This window comes from Pseudoalteromonas sp. L1 (assembly GCF_021728095.1).
Classification (GTDB): Bacteria; Pseudomonadota; Gammaproteobacteria; order Enterobacterales; family Alteromonadaceae; genus Pseudoalteromonas.
Map to the genome: position 1 here is coordinate 393,379 of NZ_JAKKCT010000001.1, position 15,046 is coordinate 408,424.

The following is a 15,046-nucleotide window of genomic DNA, read 5'->3' on the forward strand; positions in this document are numbered from 1 at the left end:
GACGTATAATGCAATTATTTATTGGCAATAAAAACTACTCAACTTGGTCATTGCGGGCATGGTATTTACTGAGTAAATTCAATGTTTCATTTGCAGAGAAGCAACTAGTCTTAGATACCCCTGAATTTTATGAAGTGCTAAAAACGAAGTTTCCAGTGCAAAAAGTGCCTGCCCTTATAGATAGTGATTTAATTGTGTGGGATTCACTCGCTATTTGTGAATACATCAATGATGCTTATCTAAATGGTGCTGCTTGGCCTAGTGACATAGCCCAAAGAGCAAAAGCGCGGAGCTTAGCTGCCGAGATGCACTCTGGTTTTGTTGCACTTCGTAATGAAATGCCTATGAATATTCGTGCTAAAAGGTATGTTGAGTTATCAGAGCAAGCTAAAAAAGACATTGCGCGCATGGATGAGATATTTTCGGCTCAGCAGCAAAGTTACCCTAATGCTTGGTTATTTGGTGATTTTTCTATTGTTGATGCGATGTTCGCACCTGTGGTGCTGCGCTTTAAAACGTACCAGATTGAGCTTTCGAGTGCAGCACAAGCTTATTGCCAGCATGTACTTGCGTGCCCAATCTTGCAAACATGGATTGCTAAGGCATTAGCAGAAACAGATATTGTTGAATGTGATGAGGCTGGCGAGGAGCTTATTTAATTAAACTGAAAAGTAGTTACCTATATTTTGTTATTGCCCTGCTATTTAAATGAACTAATTAATAGTCCTACTGAAAGACTGCATTGATTTTTTGCTGTGAGCATAAATTTTGTAGCTTTCTATTTGTAATACTTAATCATTGGTGTATAAAAGATATACAAGTTAATAATAATTACGAATTTAGCATAGCAGGGAGTTGCATAGGTGCTGGTAGCTGCTTTTTATAAATTAAAAGAAAAAATCCGTTTCTCTATTCGTTTAACTGTTGTGGCTGTATTTGTACTTGCAACCTCACTTACAGCAATTATTGCAATCAGTTTGCAATACTATTTCAGCGAAAAAATGGCATTAGAGGCGAGTGTAAAACACTTCAATTTAACCACAGACTCAGTGGCAGGTTATCTCACAAGGATTAATGAAAAGTCCGAAAACACGTTAAGTGTAATGATTCAAAATAGCACCCTTGTTACATCGAATAAAATCGACAAAAGTGAATTACGAAATGTAATGGGTGAAATAATGCAGCTAAATCCTCAATTTTATGCCATGTATGTTGGTTATGAGAATGGAGATTTTTATGAGCTTATTAATTTAGAAAGTAGCAATATCGTTCGTCAGCAGCTCCAAGCGATAGAAGCAGATCGTTGGGTAGTGATACACATTGCAGGGGAGGGAGAGGCGCGAACCCACCAAACTCATTACCTTGATGAACAATTTAATTTGCGTATTTCACAAAGTAAAGCAACTAATTATGACCCCCGTGAACGGATCTGGTTTAAAAACGCGAATTCAACCCATGTCAGTAAAACGAAGCCTTATTTTTTCACACATTTGCAAGCGCCTGGGCAAACCTATTCTATAAAATCAGCGGATCAAAAAAGTGTATTAGCACTTGATGTGAGTTTGTCGAGTATTTCGGAATACTTGGCTCGTCAGCAAAAAAAGATTAGCAACAAGTACTTAACCGAGTTATATATTTACAATAAAGAAGGGGAAATTATAGCCTCTAACCAGCAAAAAAATAACCTTCAGTTACCCACATTAACACAGCTTACGTTAAGCGAATACCAACAAGCTGTGTTGAATAAATACCCCTACCTAACGGTATCAAACGAGACGAATTGGCCACCACTTGATTTTAGTGTTGGAGGGACGCCCAAAGGCTATAGCATTGATTATATTAATGGGATTGCCGAGATGCTGGGCTTAAAAGTCACATATATCAATGGTTACGCATGGTCAGAATTTTTACAGCAATTTGCCAATAATGAGATTGATATTATTCAGCCTATCTTCAAAACACCAACTAATGAACCGCTGGGGTTGATGAGTGAGCCCATAACAACCTTGCCATTTAGTATCATAACTAAAGAGGGGGAGCTGCCCATTTTAACTATGAAACAGTTAGCGGGTATGAAGTTAGCGATAGGTGAAGGGTGGTCGGTGATAGAGGTCATAAAAAAACACTTTCCAGATATTGAAATTATTGAACTTGCAAGCACCAAAGCCGTGTTAGATGCAGTTAGCCAAGGAAAGGTTTTTGCGGGGCTCGATAACGAAGCCGTGTTTAAATACACGCAAAAGCAATTTTTTATTAAAGGCATTCAATACAACCAGTTAGATGCTTTTAGCCATGATTTATTACCTGATACATTGCACCTATTATTTCACCCTGAAGATGCCGAGCTTAAAGGTTTAATCGATTTGGCAATTAAACGGTTACCTACTGAGTACTTAACAGCTTTACAAAATAAGTGGTTGTCAAATGAGTTGCATGTTACTTCAAAGGTTGTAGGAACAGTACCTTACCCAGAGCTTTTGACGCTACTTGAGCAGAGTGATCAGTTTTCCAAACTTAGGCTTATGACATTAAATGGCATTGAAAAATATGTTTATATAACCCCTTTATCTGCCAATAACGAAGATGGTGACTTTTTGGCAATTGCGGTACCTAAAGAGGGAGTGCTTAGTTCTACACATGAGAAAATTAAGCTTTCTACTTTAATTACAGCCGCTTGTTTAATTATGGTGCTACCTGTTTCGTGGTTTTTTGCTTCACCGATTGTCGGGCCAATTAAAACACTAGAAGGTGAGAACTTAAAAATAAAAAAACGCCAGTTTGATCAAGTCTCTACTTTAAAAAGTAACATTAAAGAAATTCATAATTTGGCGTCTTCGATGGTCGAAATGAGCCAATCAATTCAACAACATGAACAAAATCAAAAAGCGTTAATGGAATCATTTATCGAGTTAATAGCGCAAGCTATCGACGATAAGTCCCCATATACCGCCGGTCACTGTGAGCGGGTTCCTGAACTTGGAATCATGCTTGCAAAGGCTGCGTCAAGTTCAAATGAGCAAGCATTTAAAGACTTTGAATTTAAAAACGATGATGAGTTTAGAGAATTTAGTCTAGCAGCTTGGCTTCATGACTGCGGAAAAATTACCACGCCAGAGCATATTGTCGATAAAGGAACAAAGCTCGAAACTATCTATAACCGGATTCATGAAATAAGAACCCGCTTTGAAGTGTTATGGCGAGATGCTGAAATTGACTATTTACAAGCTGCATGCCAAGCGCCAGAAAAAGAAGGGGGTTTAAAGTTACAACTCAAAGAGAAGCAGTCTCAGTTACGAAAAGATTTTTCATTCATAGCATCCTGTAATGTAGGTGGTGAGTTTATGGATGAAGCGAGCCTTGAGCGGTTGGAGAAGTTAAGCAATATCACATGGCAGCGGTATTTTGATGACAAAATAGGGTTGTCACCGGTGGAGGAGATTCGTCATAGTAATGCTGATGAACAACTCCCTGCAACAGAGAAACTATTAAGTGATAAAGCAGAGCACCTAATACCCCATGATAAGCCAATAGAATATGATGAGCGCTTAGGTATTAAAGTGACGATTCCTGAATACAAATACAACCTAGGTGAATTGTATAATTTAAAAATTACACGTGGCACGCTAACAACAGAAGACCGCTTTAAAATTAATGAACATATTATAAGTACCATTCGAATGCTTGATAATGTACCGTTTCCCGATGAGCTGGCTAGAGTACCTCGTTACGCATCAACTCACCATGAGACATTAATTGGCACAGGGTATCCGCGTAAATTAACTGCTGATAACTTATCTATTCCAGAGCGTGTGTTGGTTCTTGCTGATATTTTTGAAGCGCTTACAGCTGCAGATCGGCCTTATAAAAAAGCCAAACCTTTGAGTGTTGCAATTGATATATTGGCGAAAATGGTGGATGAGCAACATGTAGATCGTGATGTTTTCACATTGTTTTTACGCTCCGGAATTTACTTGAGCTATGCAAAACGGTACTTGAACCCTGCACAAATTGATGAGGTCGATCTAACAAAGTACCTATAGCTTTTACTTTGAACCTAAAAGTCCGTACAATTCGGCTCGTTTTTAGCGCGTTATTTTAACCCTTTTGACGAGACGAATTCAGCCTGTATGCACCATATTGCCGATTTAATCGCTATTTTTGAAAACACCTTTTATCAAAGCTATAACACGCGTTTGATAAAGGGCGAAGATGAACCTATTTACCTGCCTGCTGATCAGCAAACACCTTATCACCAAATCGTGTTTGCTCATGGTTTTTATGCTAGTGCCTTACACGAAATAGCCCATTGGCTGGTGGCCGGTGAAGCTCGACGATTAAAAGAGGATTATGGTTATTGGTATTGCCCTGACGGTCGTAATAAACAGCAGCAAGCTGAATTTGAAGCGGTTGAAGTAAAACCTCAAGCTATTGAATGGGCGCTAAGTGTGGCTGCGGGGTTTGATTTTAATGTCTCTGTTGATAATTTAAATGGTGAGCAAACCTGCCGATTTGATTTTCAAGCGCGGGTTCACCAGCAAGTGTTAAGCTTTTTAGCATCTGGCTTTAATCAACGCACGATAGCGCTACTCAAAGCATTGAGTGATTTTTATAAAACCCCATGGCCATTAACGGCTGCACAGTTTACGTGGCAGCATGATTTTCATGGCAACCAAGGAGCTTTATCTAATGCAGTTTAAATTAGGTTTGATTGTTAACCCTGTTGCCGGCTTAGGGGGCAGTGTGGCACTGAAGGGCAGTGATGGGGCAGATACGGCAGCAAAAGCGATACAACTCGGTGCAGAGCCCAAAGCTAATTTACGCACCCGTGCAGCCCTTGAAGTTCTTCTAACTCATCAAGATGCACTCACTATTTACACTGTAAACGGTGAAATGGGCGAGCAAACGGCAAGTCAGCTAGGTTTTAACACTCAAGTGGTTTATCAAACAAAAGATATCACAACACCTGATGATACTGAGCAGGCAGCCAAGTTATTAGTTGAGCAAGGTGTCGACCTTATTTTATTCGCAGGGGGCGATGGTACGGCCCGCAATATTTGTCATGCGGTTGGCGATAGCACGCCTGTGTTAGGTATTCCAGCAGGCTGTAAAATACATTCTGGCGTTTATGCGATTACCCCCAAAGCTGCGGGGCGCGTTGTTGAGATGCTAGTAAAAGGTGAGCTTGTTAGCCTTGGCGATGCTGATGTAATGGATATTGATGAAGACGCATTTCGTGAAGGCACGGTAAAAGCTAAGCGCTATGGTGAAATGCAAGTACCTAGTGAAGTGCGTTATGTACAAGCGGTTAAAAATGGCGGCAAAGAAACTGATGAATTAGTACTTGCTGATATTGCTGCTTATGTTGTCAGCGAAATGGATGAAGACTGCTTATATGTGATGGGTAGTGGTTCTACAGTTGCGGCAATTATGGAAGAGATGGGCCTTGAGAATACCTTGCTAGGAGTTGACTTAGTGGCAGACCAAGAACTTGTTGCTAAGGACTTAACTGCCCAGCAATTACTTGAGCTTACACAAGGGAGAGCAACCAAGTTGGTGATCACCTTAATTGGTGGACAAGGGCATATTTTTGGCCGTGGCAACCAACAACTAAGCCCTGCACTTATTCGTGCGATTGGCCGCGACAATATTATTGTGGTGGCGACTAAAACTAAATTACAGGCCCTAAATGGCCGACCACTGATTGCCGATACGGGTGATAGTGAATTAGATGATGAACTAAGTGGTTATATTCGTGTAACCACAGGGTTCAATGACCATATTATGTATGCAGTGGGTCATCAAGATGGGCTGCACCCAGAGGAGAAATAACAATGAGTTTAGTAAGTTATATTGATGCAGCGCAGCAATATTTTGATGATTTGGTTGATAAAGCAACCGACGATGAGCTATTTGCTGGTGGTTATTTACGTGGCCACTTTGATTTAGCCGTTGGTTATGCCCAAGTTGAAGAGCTTAATCTGACGACTGAAGAATTAAACAGCCAAGTAGAGTCAAGCCTCGTAAAGGCGTATCGCAATGGTGAGCTTAATGAAGACGATAAAGCATTAGTGGTTCGCCTATGGGATGAAGTAAAGTCACTGGCTTAGTAAGTGTCTATCAAAAGAATATGAGCGGCTTTTTTGCCGCTTTTTCATATAATCCGTTTACCTAATAAGGGTAATTTTATTAACTTAAAATTTACCTTGTTGTAGAGATACGATAAGGTTAGCAAGACGTTTTTCTAGGGAATAAAAAAATGAATAACAATAATAATGTGCAGGCACAAAGTGGTGCAATCGCACGTTTTTTAAATACAATAGAAAGGGTTGGGAACAAACTTCCTGATCCAGCCATAATCTTCTTAGTGGCTATGCTGCTTATTTGGTTATTGTCATGGCTGTTTTCAGGCATGACATTTGACGCTATTGACCCACGTACTGGCGAAGCTATCGTTGTACATAATCTTTTAGCGGGTGACTCCCTTGCCACCTTCTTATCTTCGATGGTGAAAACCTTCACTGGCTTTGCGCCGCTAGGTGTAGTGCTGGTTGCTATGTTAGGTGTTGGTGTTGCTGAGCACTCAGGCTTTATCAATACCGGCCTTAAATTAATGTTAAAAGTAACGCCTAAGCAGCTTTTAACCCCGTCTATTATTTTAGTGGCGATTGTTAGCCATACCGCAACTGATGCCGGTTATGTGTTAGTGATTCCGCTCGCTGGGGTTATTTTCTATGCGATGGGGCGTCATCCGCTAGCTGGTATTGCTGCCGCGTTTGCTGGGGTAAGTGGTGGCTTTAGTGCGAACTTTATTCCATCAGGCATTGATCCGTTACTGCAAAGCTTTACGCAAAGCGCGGCGCAAATTATTAACCCTGATATGGCGATTAACCCACTTAATAACTGGTTTTTCACCTCAGCTTCAAGCTTATTTATTATCTTACTAGGTTGGTACATCACAGATAAAATCATTGAACCGCGTTTGCAAAATACCCCACTTGATGGTGACACTGAAGACTTACCAGCGTTTGATGAAGCACGTAGCGATGAAAAACGTGCATTTTATATTGCAAGCTCTGTAATGATTGCAGGCCTTGCTTTACTTTGGTTTGTATCTGCCCCTGCTGATTCTGCTCTACGTAGCCCAGATGGTTCATTAACTAACTTCCGCTCGCCTTTAATGCAATCTATTGTACCGCTCATCTTCTTATTGTTCTGGATCCCAGGTGCAGTATATGGCTTTGTGGTTGGTACGTTTAAAAGCTCAAAAGATATGATAGATGCGATGAGTAAGGCTATGGGTGGTATGGCTTACTATATTGTTATGGCATTTTTCTGTGCGCTATTTATTGCGGCATTTAGTAAATCAAACTTAGGTGCATTACTTGCTATTGAAGGGGCGCAATTACTTAAAGCGATGGCATTACCTAGCTCTGTCACCGTGATTGGTATTATCTTTTTAACAGCATTTGTAAACTTGTTCGTAGGTTCTAGTTCTGCAAAGTGGGCGTTATTAGGGCCAATCTTTGTACCCATGCTGATGCAGTTAGGAATTTCTCCCGATCTTTCGCAAGCGGCTTATAGGGTAGGTGACTCAAGCTCTAATATCATCACCCCACTGATGCCTTACTTCCCGCTTGTGGTGGTTTACTGCCAAAAGTATGTTAAGGATACTGGCATCGGTACGCTCATTGCTATGATGCTGCCTTATTCAATTGCATTCTTAATCGGTTGGAGCATCTTCTTACTGGCGTATTGGGGCTTAGGCATCCCACTTGGCTTACAGTCGAGTTATGTATACCCAGCTGTCGGCTCATAACGATTAAAGTAACTAAGCCTCAGCAATCCAAGCTGAGGCTTTAAAAAGATCTAAGGTTAATGCCAATCACGGCTCACAGCTTTACTGCAGACACAAAAAAACCTTGTCACTTTCATGACAAGGTTTTTACTTAAAGCTTACTGCTCTATTAGTTAGATGTGAAGCTCACTGGACGGCGCTCTTTACGTGGGCCGCCACGTTTTTCACCACGATCTTTGTCTTTGAAGCTGCGCTTTTTATCACCACGATCACCGCTGGGGCGTTCAGAGCGAGGAGCTGCAGGACCTTGGTCTTGCGTTAGCGTCATATTCATAGGACGTTTACAGATAAATACCTTTTGGAAATGGTCTAACACGTCTTTTGGCATATTCTGTGGTAATTGAACAGTACTGTGACTGTCGTGTAAGCGGATATCACCAATGAACTTACTTGAAATATCAGCTTCGTTAGCAATCGCGCCTACAATGTTCTTAACTTGCACACCGTGCTCACGACCTACTTCGATACGGTAAGTATCCATAGGGCCCATGTTACGGCTATTACGCTCACGCGGCTCACGAGGTTTACGCTCACGTCCTTGACGGTCACCACGATCACCACGTTCGTTGCGACGACGCTCGTTACGTTCACCACGCGGTTGAATTTTAACTTCTTCAACTTTGATTGGTGATTGTTGCTGTGCTAAACAAAGTAATGCACCTGCTAAGTCTTCAAAGCTTAGCTCAAGTTTTTCTGCCATATTAGCGGCAACTTGGTTAAAGAAAGTGATGTCTTTGTTTTCAAGCGCAATAGTGAGTTTGTCTTGTAGCGCTTTAATACGCTTTTCTTCAACTACTTTTGCTGTTGGTAAATCAACTTGTGCAATTTCAGACTTCGTATGGCGAATGATATTTTTAAGTAAATAACGCTCGTTATGTTTTACGAAAAGAATTGCTTTACCTGTACGACCCGCACGACCAGTACGACCAATACGGTGAACGTAGGCTTCTGAGTCTTGTGGAATATCATAGTTGATTACTAAGCTTAAACGGTCTACATCAAGACCACGTGCTGCAACGTCTGTTGCAATAACAATATCAACTAGGCCGTTTTTCAAGCGGTCTACTGTGCGTTCACGTGCCTGTTGGTTCATGTCACCATTAAGTGGTGCCGCAGAGAAACCTTCGCGCTCAAGTAATTCAGCTAATTGTACAGTGTCGTTACGTGTACGTACGAAAACAATTGCACCATCATATTGTTCAGCTTCTAAAAAGCGAACGATAGCTTTGTTTTTATGTACGTGCGCATTCCAAAATACTTGCTCAACCGTTGATACAGTCGAGTTACGTGCAGAGATATGAACTTGCTCAGGCTCATTCATATATTTGCTGCTGATATTTTGGATTTGCTTAGGCATGGTTGCAGAGAAAAGACATGTTTGCTTTTCACGCGGTGTTTTTTCCATGATGTTCTCAACATCATCGATAAAGCCCATGCGTAACATTTCGTCTGCTTCATCAAGAACAAGGGCTTGTAAGCTCTCAAACTTGATTGTACCACGGTTAATGTGGTCGATTAAGCGACCTGGCGTTGCAACAATAATTTGCGCGCCACGACGAAGTGCACTTAATTGGATGCTGTAGCTTTGGCCACCATAAAGGGCTAAAACTTCAACTCCACGAGTATGCTTAGCATATTGTTCGAATGCCTCAGCTACTTGGATCGCAAGTTCACGCGTAGGCGTTAAAACAAGGATCTGTGGCTGTTTCACAGACGGGTCAATATTATTTAGTAATGGCAGTGCAAATGCTGCTGTTTTACCTGTACCCGTTTGCGCTAGTCCCAGTACGTCCTTTCTTTCTAGCAATAACGGTATACATTGAGCTTGGATTTCAGATGGAGTCTTGTAACCCAACTCTTCAACTGCTTTAAGGATTGCAGGAGAAAGATTTAGAGATTCAAACGTGACTGGTTCTGACATTAATACGCCTCAACGAATTTAAAGAGGCGCGCATTGTATAGGAAATACAAGGCAATTGCTTGTATAAATTACAACTAATTTGTATGTGGTTGATGTTGGTCATAATTTAATCAGTTTAAATTTGCCAAAATCAACCATGTTTACAATTTATTGATATAACCCTAAATTTTCTTTAGCGTATGCTTCGAATTCAGTGAAGCCACCAATGTGGGCTTGGTCAATAAAAATCTGTGGTACGGTTGGGCAAGGTTTGCCAGCAGACTGTTCTAAATCAGCTTTGCTGATACCTTCTTTGATTATGTCGATATAACGGTATTTAAAATCGTCACGCTCATTTGCTAGTTTCTCAGCAACGTCTTTAGCACGGACGCAAAAAGGGCAGCCTTCACGGCCAAAAATTACAGTTAACATATCGCTCTCCTCGATGTGAATGTGTTTGTCTGGTTATCATCTTAACGAATTAGATGAATAAAAACAGTGCATAAAATCGATTGTACTGTTCTGTTTTTTCTCTTTATAAATAATTTAACTACTCAAGTGTTCGCAAGCGTAAGCCTAGTTCGGTTGAGTAACCCATAGAACGTGCTGTAATGGTCAGTTGCTCATCAATCACATAATAGGTGGGGTAAGCAGACACTTTATAATCTTTACCTGTGTTTCGACTGCCCAGTAGTACCGGCATGGTTAACTGTAATGAGTCAGTAAACTGCTTTATTTCATCAATATTTTGATAATCAAGAGCGATCGCTATCGCATTTAGCTTACCTTGTTGATGGGCTGTTTCTAAATTTGGCATGCTGTAGCGACAAATTGAGCACCAAGGGGCAAAAAAGTACACCACGGTTTGTTTACCTTGTAACTGTGCAATACTGATGCGCTCAGTTGGGTCTTCGAGTGTGGCTAAATTAAAATAAGGTGCGGGTGTTTTATCTGTTGAGAGTAAGTTACGTTGCTGAAATGTCGTCACAACATAAAAAACGACAGCCATCAACACAGCAGTTTTCATCACCCTGATAAATTTTTTTAAAAAAGTAGGATTTTTTTTCATTCTCACCTTGTACGTTCTTAGCCTTTTAAAATCAACCTATTCGGACCAATTTTAGGCTTTTTAAATTTCACTTATTAGAAAAAACACTAATTTTTTTTACTAAAAAATCTTGAAAAGAATTTACCCGCCCATAAATAGTTTAGTGAGGACGCCTGATGGGTCCCAAACCAACTAAAGTAATTGAAATTTATAATGTTAATTTAACTTTGTTAGCGTTTGTTCAAACGAAGAACACTAACAAAATATCGCTTAAATATGAGGATATAATTATGCGTACAGTAGACTTATCACCACTTTATCGTTCATTCATCGGCTTCGATCATTTAGCGTCATTAATGGATGCGGCAGCACGTACCGACAAGCAGCCAAGTTTTCCTCCGTACAATATCGAAGCACTCGATAAAGACAAATATCGTATCACTATGGCTGTAGCCGGTTTTAGTGACAGTGAATTGACCATTGAGTCAGAAAACAACACCCTAAAAGTCAGCGGCACTAAAGCTGATAAAGAAGATAATGCGGAGCGTAAATTCATTCATCAAGGCATAGCAGAGCGTAACTTTGAGCGTAAATTCCAATTAGGTGACCACGTCAAAGTGCTGGGTGCAGACCTTGAAAATGGTTTACTCAGTATCGATTTACAACGTGAAATCCCTGAAGCCTTAAAACCACGTAAAATCGAAATCGGTAATGGTAAATTACTCGAGAACAAGTAATACCGACCAGCATTGTTTCCCTAGTTAGTTTTGCCGCCTCATTTGAGGCGGCTTTTTTTGTTATAGTTTTTCTAAATTATCTAAGCACCACTTAGCACGTTTTAACGTTGCTTGCTTAAGTGACTCATCTTGTTTATACCAATTGTTGTAAATCATTCCAATACGAGGGTTTTGCGATAGCTGTTGTTCGTGCTCTAACATAAAGTGCCAATATAAACTGTTAAATGGACATGCGTCATCAGTTTCTTTTTCTTTAACGTTGTAGCTACAATGCTTGCAGTAATCACTCATTTTATTGATGTAATTACCACTGGCAGCATAGGGTTTAGTGGCGATTAATCCTCCATCTGCGAACTGACTCATGCCACGCGTGTTCGGCATTTCCACCCATTCGATAGCATCGATATAAATCCCTAAATACCAAGCATCGACCTCATTTGGCTCAATCGCAGTTAGCAGGCAAAAGTTACCGGTGATCATTAAACGTTGAATGTGATGCGCATAGGCCGTTTGCAAACTTTGTGTAATGGCATGGTGCATACAATTCATGTTCGTTTTGCCGTGCCAAAAATAGTCGGGTAGGGTACGTTTGGCATTCAGGGTATTTTTACTCGCGTAATCAGGCATATTTTGCCAATAAATACCGCGAACATATTCACGCCAACCAAGAATCTGCCTAATAAAACCTTCTACTTGTGTAATATCGATATGTTGTTTTTTAAAGCTATTTAAAACTTGCTCAATGACCTGCATCGGGTGCAGCATTTTGGTATTAAGCGCGAATGATAAACGGCTGTGATACAAAGACCATTGATAGTCTGATTGACATGTCATGGCGTCTTGAAACTGGCCAAAGTGAATAAGTAAGTGTTTACAGAAAAAATCGAGTAATTGTTTTGCTTCCGAGCGCGTAGTTGGCCAGATTAGGGTTTCGTTACACTCTCCAAAAGTATTTATTTTATGTTTTTTTATACGCTTTAGAATATCACTCACATCATGGCAAAAGCACAAAGGTTCAGGTATATCTTTTAGATCGCTTTGTTTTAACTTATTTCTGTTTTGCTGATCAAAATTCCATTGCCCATCAAGTGGTTCATTATTCTTATCCATTAAAATGTTAAAGCGCTTACGCATGGCTCGATAGAAAAACTCCATTTTTACATGTTTATCTTTTTTGAAATATTGAGGTATTTCATTAAACGGTAGCAAAAAGTGTTCTGTATCGTACGCATTTACCTTAAGTGAGGTTTGTTTTGTATAATCGAGTAGTTGCTGTTTTAGTCGATATTCATCAGGAAATTGATACTCAATAGTTTGGCAATGATATTGTTTAGCCAAATTAGTCAACAGGGTAGGTAGCGAAGAACTGTCAGAGGTTTCATCAAGGGTAAGATGAAGTACATTAAATCCTGCTTTTTTTAATGCACAAGCAAAGTTTTCCATAGCAGCAAAAAAAGCCGCAATCTTTTGTAGGTGATGTTTTACATAGTCGGTTTCTTGTTTTAGTTCGGCCAATACATACAACACATCTTGCTGATCGTCTTCTTTAAACCAACTATGACTGGCGTTGAGTTGGTCGCCAAAAATAAACCGTAAAGTTGAGTATTGCACTATAGTAAACCTAACTGACTTGTGACTAAATAAATCGATACGAAGTAAATGCAGATATAGATCGTGAAATTAATTAGTGTGTTAATATAAGGAACTAAACTCTAAAAGGGTGATGGCATGCAAATTCAGTTTAAAACAGTGATATTTTTAAGTTGTGCGTATTTAATGTTTACGAATGTAGTAAACGCGACGGTTTACCAGTGTGAAAAAAACGGCGTGGTTGAGTTTAGCCAGCAACCATGTGGAAAGGACGCTCGATTAGTAATCATTAAAGAGCAAAATCCGCATGTTTCTGATGTATTTGAATCAGCACCTGTAAAGCCTGATTCTGGTGTAGATAGCTATATCCGAGTAAAGCAAATTGATGCCGAAATTCAACAGCACCACAACAAAATAGACACTTTAACCCAACGCTTAGATAATGATATTGCCAGCTTAAGTAAACAAGCTGACGCACAATTGAATAATGTAGTGGGGAATAAAAAAGTAGCTGCAATTGCAAAGCAAATGACTGCTACATCTCAGCGCTACAAATTACTTATCGATAATGAACAGCGAGGTATCGATAGACTAAATACTGAAAAAGCGACGCTTCTAGCAAAAAGTGATCAAACTGTAGATGCAGAGGTTGATAGTTTTATTCGAACACAGCAAATAAAACGAGAAATCACTGAGCATCAAAACAAGATTGACACACTCTATGCACAGCTAAACAGCCAGCTGAGTCAACTTGAACAACAAACCCGTCCTCGTGCTGTAAATTTGACAGGCGTGAGTGCTGACGAAGCATTGTCTGAAAAAATGACTGCTGTTACGAGTAAGTTTGATACCCTAATTGCGGTTGAACAACGCCAGATTGATAGGCTAAACACTGAGTTAGGGCAATTATGAGCTTAACTGTGTTGCTTGTTTTTGCGCTAAAGAAACAACATTACTATATGAAAAAAGATAACTTTTTACGATATTCTTAAATATAAGTATCGCCTGTGACCATGCCTGACATAGGTGACTGTTCATTTTAATTGATTGTTTTTGAAGTGTGTCCCAAAAGGCATCGCAAAGTAAGTCAATGTCAGTACAATTAACGTTTAAAAAGCTGAGATTGTTTGCCATATAGTGAATAAATGGAATCACAAGGGGTAAATCATCTAAATGATTTATTACCTTATTAAGTGCACAATATAAAATGTAGCTTTGCTGATTAATGCTTTCTTGACTTGGAATTGTCATTTGCAATGGCTTCTCATTTATTAACGTATGAAATGTCTTTGTAAATTGATGAAAATCCGGTTTTATCAGCTCAACATTTTGTTGTAAAAGCTTTTTTTGAAAAATAGATAGACTCATTAATTATCGCTTAATAGCACTCGCTATAGTTTTTCTTATTATAATACCAACTATAGACCATTTTTCTCGAAAATAGGAAATTAATGACAGGGCTGTCATAATGTTTTTATCTACAAAATAGTCTAACTAATTCACCCAATGAGGTTGCTAATTGAGCGCTACGTGCTTATAATAGCCGCCATTGATTTGAGGTGCTTGTCACTCAAACTGCGATATTTAGCAATTAGCTTTAATATCCATTGGCGCGGGATGGAGCAGCCTGGTAGCTCGTCGGGCTCATAACCCGAAGGTCGTCGGTTCAAATCCGGCTCCCGCAACCAATTCAGTGTTTACACAGCAATGTGATAAACATACACAGTAAGTTATTTTACTGTATTGAAGTCGCGCATTCTGGGTAATGCGCGTTTTGCGTTTAGGCTATCTAGTTTAATTTAGTCAGATAAATGACTCGCAACCAAGCTTGGCCCTAGGCCACACAGTTTTATGCTTTAGGTGTGACGCCCCGCTTGGTTCGGGGCGTTGTTGTATCTGGTCTAGCATGATTTACT

13 protein-coding genes and 1 tRNA gene are annotated in these 15,046 nt (G+C 39.9%); 9 read left to right on the forward strand and 5 right to left on the reverse strand.

Annotated elements, in window-relative coordinates; genetic code table 11:
* The first annotated feature begins 8 nt into the window (after positions 1-8).
* The 6 genes from L3V38_RS01800 (at position 9) to L3V38_RS01825 (ending at position 7,816) form a co-directional block, all read left to right on the forward strand.
* Positions 9-659: a glutathione S-transferase family protein gene (locus tag L3V38_RS01800; protein ID WP_237118189.1), complete on the forward strand. Its 651-nt coding sequence runs from the start codon at positions 9-11 to the stop codon at positions 657-659.
* A 204-nt stretch (positions 660-863) separates the two neighbouring features.
* Positions 864-4,040 carry an HD domain-containing phosphohydrolase gene (locus L3V38_RS01805; protein ID WP_237118190.1) on the forward strand — a complete coding sequence of 1,059 codons (3,177 nt, stop codon included), beginning with the start codon at positions 864-866 and terminating at the stop codon, positions 4,038-4,040.
* 87 nt (positions 4,041-4,127) lie between these two features.
* Complete coding sequence (locus L3V38_RS01810) at positions 4,128-4,697, forward strand: elongation factor P hydroxylase (RefSeq protein WP_237118191.1); 570 nt, start codon at positions 4,128-4,130, stop codon at positions 4,695-4,697.
* Complete coding sequence (locus L3V38_RS01815; protein WP_237118192.1) at positions 4,687-5,829, forward strand: ATP-NAD kinase family protein; 1,143 nt, start codon at positions 4,687-4,689, stop codon at positions 5,827-5,829. Before L3V38_RS01810 ends, L3V38_RS01815 begins: the two co-directional genes overlap by 11 nt.
* 2 nt (positions 5,830-5,831) lie before the next feature.
* Complete coding sequence (locus tag L3V38_RS01820) at positions 5,832-6,107, forward strand: YfcL family protein (RefSeq protein WP_062569812.1); 276 nt, start codon at positions 5,832-5,834, stop codon at positions 6,105-6,107.
* Positions 6,108-6,256: 149 nt separating this feature from the next.
* Positions 6,257-7,816, forward strand: a complete 1,560-nt coding sequence (locus L3V38_RS01825) for an AbgT family transporter (RefSeq protein WP_237118193.1) — start codon at positions 6,257-6,259, stop codon at positions 7,814-7,816.
* 148 nt (positions 7,817-7,964) lie between these two features.
* On the opposite strand, the gene L3V38_RS01830 is transcribed toward L3V38_RS01825, so the two are convergent.
* From L3V38_RS01830 to L3V38_RS01840, 3 genes are all read right to left on the reverse strand, one after another.
* Entirely contained in the window at positions 7,965-9,776 is a 1,812-nt protein-coding gene (locus L3V38_RS01830) for a DEAD/DEAH box helicase (protein WP_237118194.1), read from the reverse strand.
* 147 nt (positions 9,777-9,923) lie between these two features.
* A complete protein-coding gene (locus tag L3V38_RS01835; protein ID WP_062569816.1) occupies positions 9,924-10,187 on the reverse strand; it encodes a GrxA family glutaredoxin in 264 nt (87 codons plus the stop codon).
* Positions 10,188-10,305: 118 nt separating this feature from the next.
* Complete coding sequence (locus tag L3V38_RS01840) at positions 10,306-10,824, reverse strand: TlpA disulfide reductase family protein (protein WP_237118195.1); 519 nt, start codon at positions 10,822-10,824, stop codon at positions 10,306-10,308.
* A gap of 269 nt (positions 10,825-11,093) precedes the next feature.
* Here L3V38_RS01840 and L3V38_RS01845 point away from each other — a divergent pair, with 269 nt between their 5' ends.
* Positions 11,094-11,540, forward strand: a complete 447-nt coding sequence (locus L3V38_RS01845; protein ID WP_237118196.1) for an Hsp20 family protein — start codon at positions 11,094-11,096, stop codon at positions 11,538-11,540.
* A 60-nt stretch (positions 11,541-11,600) separates the two neighbouring features.
* Here the strand turns inward: L3V38_RS01845 and L3V38_RS01850 are convergent, their stop codons facing one another.
* Complete coding sequence (locus L3V38_RS01850) at positions 11,601-13,154, reverse strand: cryptochrome/photolyase family protein (RefSeq protein WP_237118748.1); 1,554 nt, start codon at positions 13,152-13,154, stop codon at positions 11,601-11,603.
* Positions 13,155-13,268: 114 nt separating this feature from the next.
* Between L3V38_RS01850 and L3V38_RS01855 the strand changes: the two genes are divergently transcribed.
* Positions 13,269-14,042 carry a DUF4124 domain-containing protein gene (locus L3V38_RS01855; RefSeq protein ID WP_237118197.1) on the forward strand — a complete coding sequence of 258 codons (774 nt, stop codon included), beginning with the start codon at positions 13,269-13,271 and terminating at the stop codon, positions 14,040-14,042.
* On the opposite strand, the gene L3V38_RS01860 is transcribed toward L3V38_RS01855, so the two are convergent.
* A complete protein-coding gene (locus L3V38_RS01860; RefSeq protein WP_237118198.1) occupies positions 14,037-14,498 on the reverse strand; it encodes a hypothetical protein in 462 nt (153 codons plus the stop codon). The two genes, L3V38_RS01855 and L3V38_RS01860, sit on opposite strands and share 6 nt — an antisense overlap.
* 243 nt (positions 14,499-14,741) lie before the next feature.
* On the opposite strand from L3V38_RS01860, the gene L3V38_RS01865 reads away from it, so the two are divergent.
* Positions 14,742-14,818 (forward strand) — tRNA-Met (locus L3V38_RS01865).
* Positions 14,819-15,046: the final 228 nt, after the last annotated feature.

Coding starts and splice junctions, on each gene's coding strand:
- L3V38_RS01800 (WP_237118189.1), top strand. CDS start 9: ATGCAATTATTTATTGGCAATAAAAACTACTCAACTTGGTCATTGCGG.
- L3V38_RS01810 (WP_237118191.1), top strand. CDS start 4,128: ATGCACCATATTGCCGATTTAATCGCTATTTTTGAAAACACCTTTTAT.
- L3V38_RS01815 (WP_237118192.1), top strand. CDS start 4,687: ATGCAGTTTAAATTAGGTTTGATTGTTAACCCTGTTGCCGGCTTAGGG.
- L3V38_RS01820 (WP_062569812.1), top strand. CDS start 5,832: ATGAGTTTAGTAAGTTATATTGATGCAGCGCAGCAATATTTTGATGAT.
- L3V38_RS01825 (WP_237118193.1), top strand. CDS start 6,257: ATGAATAACAATAATAATGTGCAGGCACAAAGTGGTGCAATCGCACGT.
- L3V38_RS01830 (WP_237118194.1), bottom strand. CDS start 9,776: ATGTCAGAACCAGTCACGTTTGAATCTCTAAATCTTTCTCCTGCAATC.
- L3V38_RS01835 (WP_062569816.1), bottom strand. CDS start 10,187: ATGTTAACTGTAATTTTTGGCCGTGAAGGCTGCCCTTTTTGCGTCCGT.
- L3V38_RS01840 (WP_237118195.1), bottom strand. CDS start 10,824: ATGAAAAAAAATCCTACTTTTTTAAAAAAATTTATCAGGGTGATGAAA.
- L3V38_RS01845 (WP_237118196.1), top strand. CDS start 11,094: ATGCGTACAGTAGACTTATCACCACTTTATCGTTCATTCATCGGCTTC.
- L3V38_RS01855 (WP_237118197.1), top strand. CDS start 13,269: ATGCAAATTCAGTTTAAAACAGTGATATTTTTAAGTTGTGCGTATTTA.
- L3V38_RS01860 (WP_237118198.1), bottom strand. CDS start 14,498: ATGAGTCTATCTATTTTTCAAAAAAAGCTTTTACAACAAAATGTTGAG.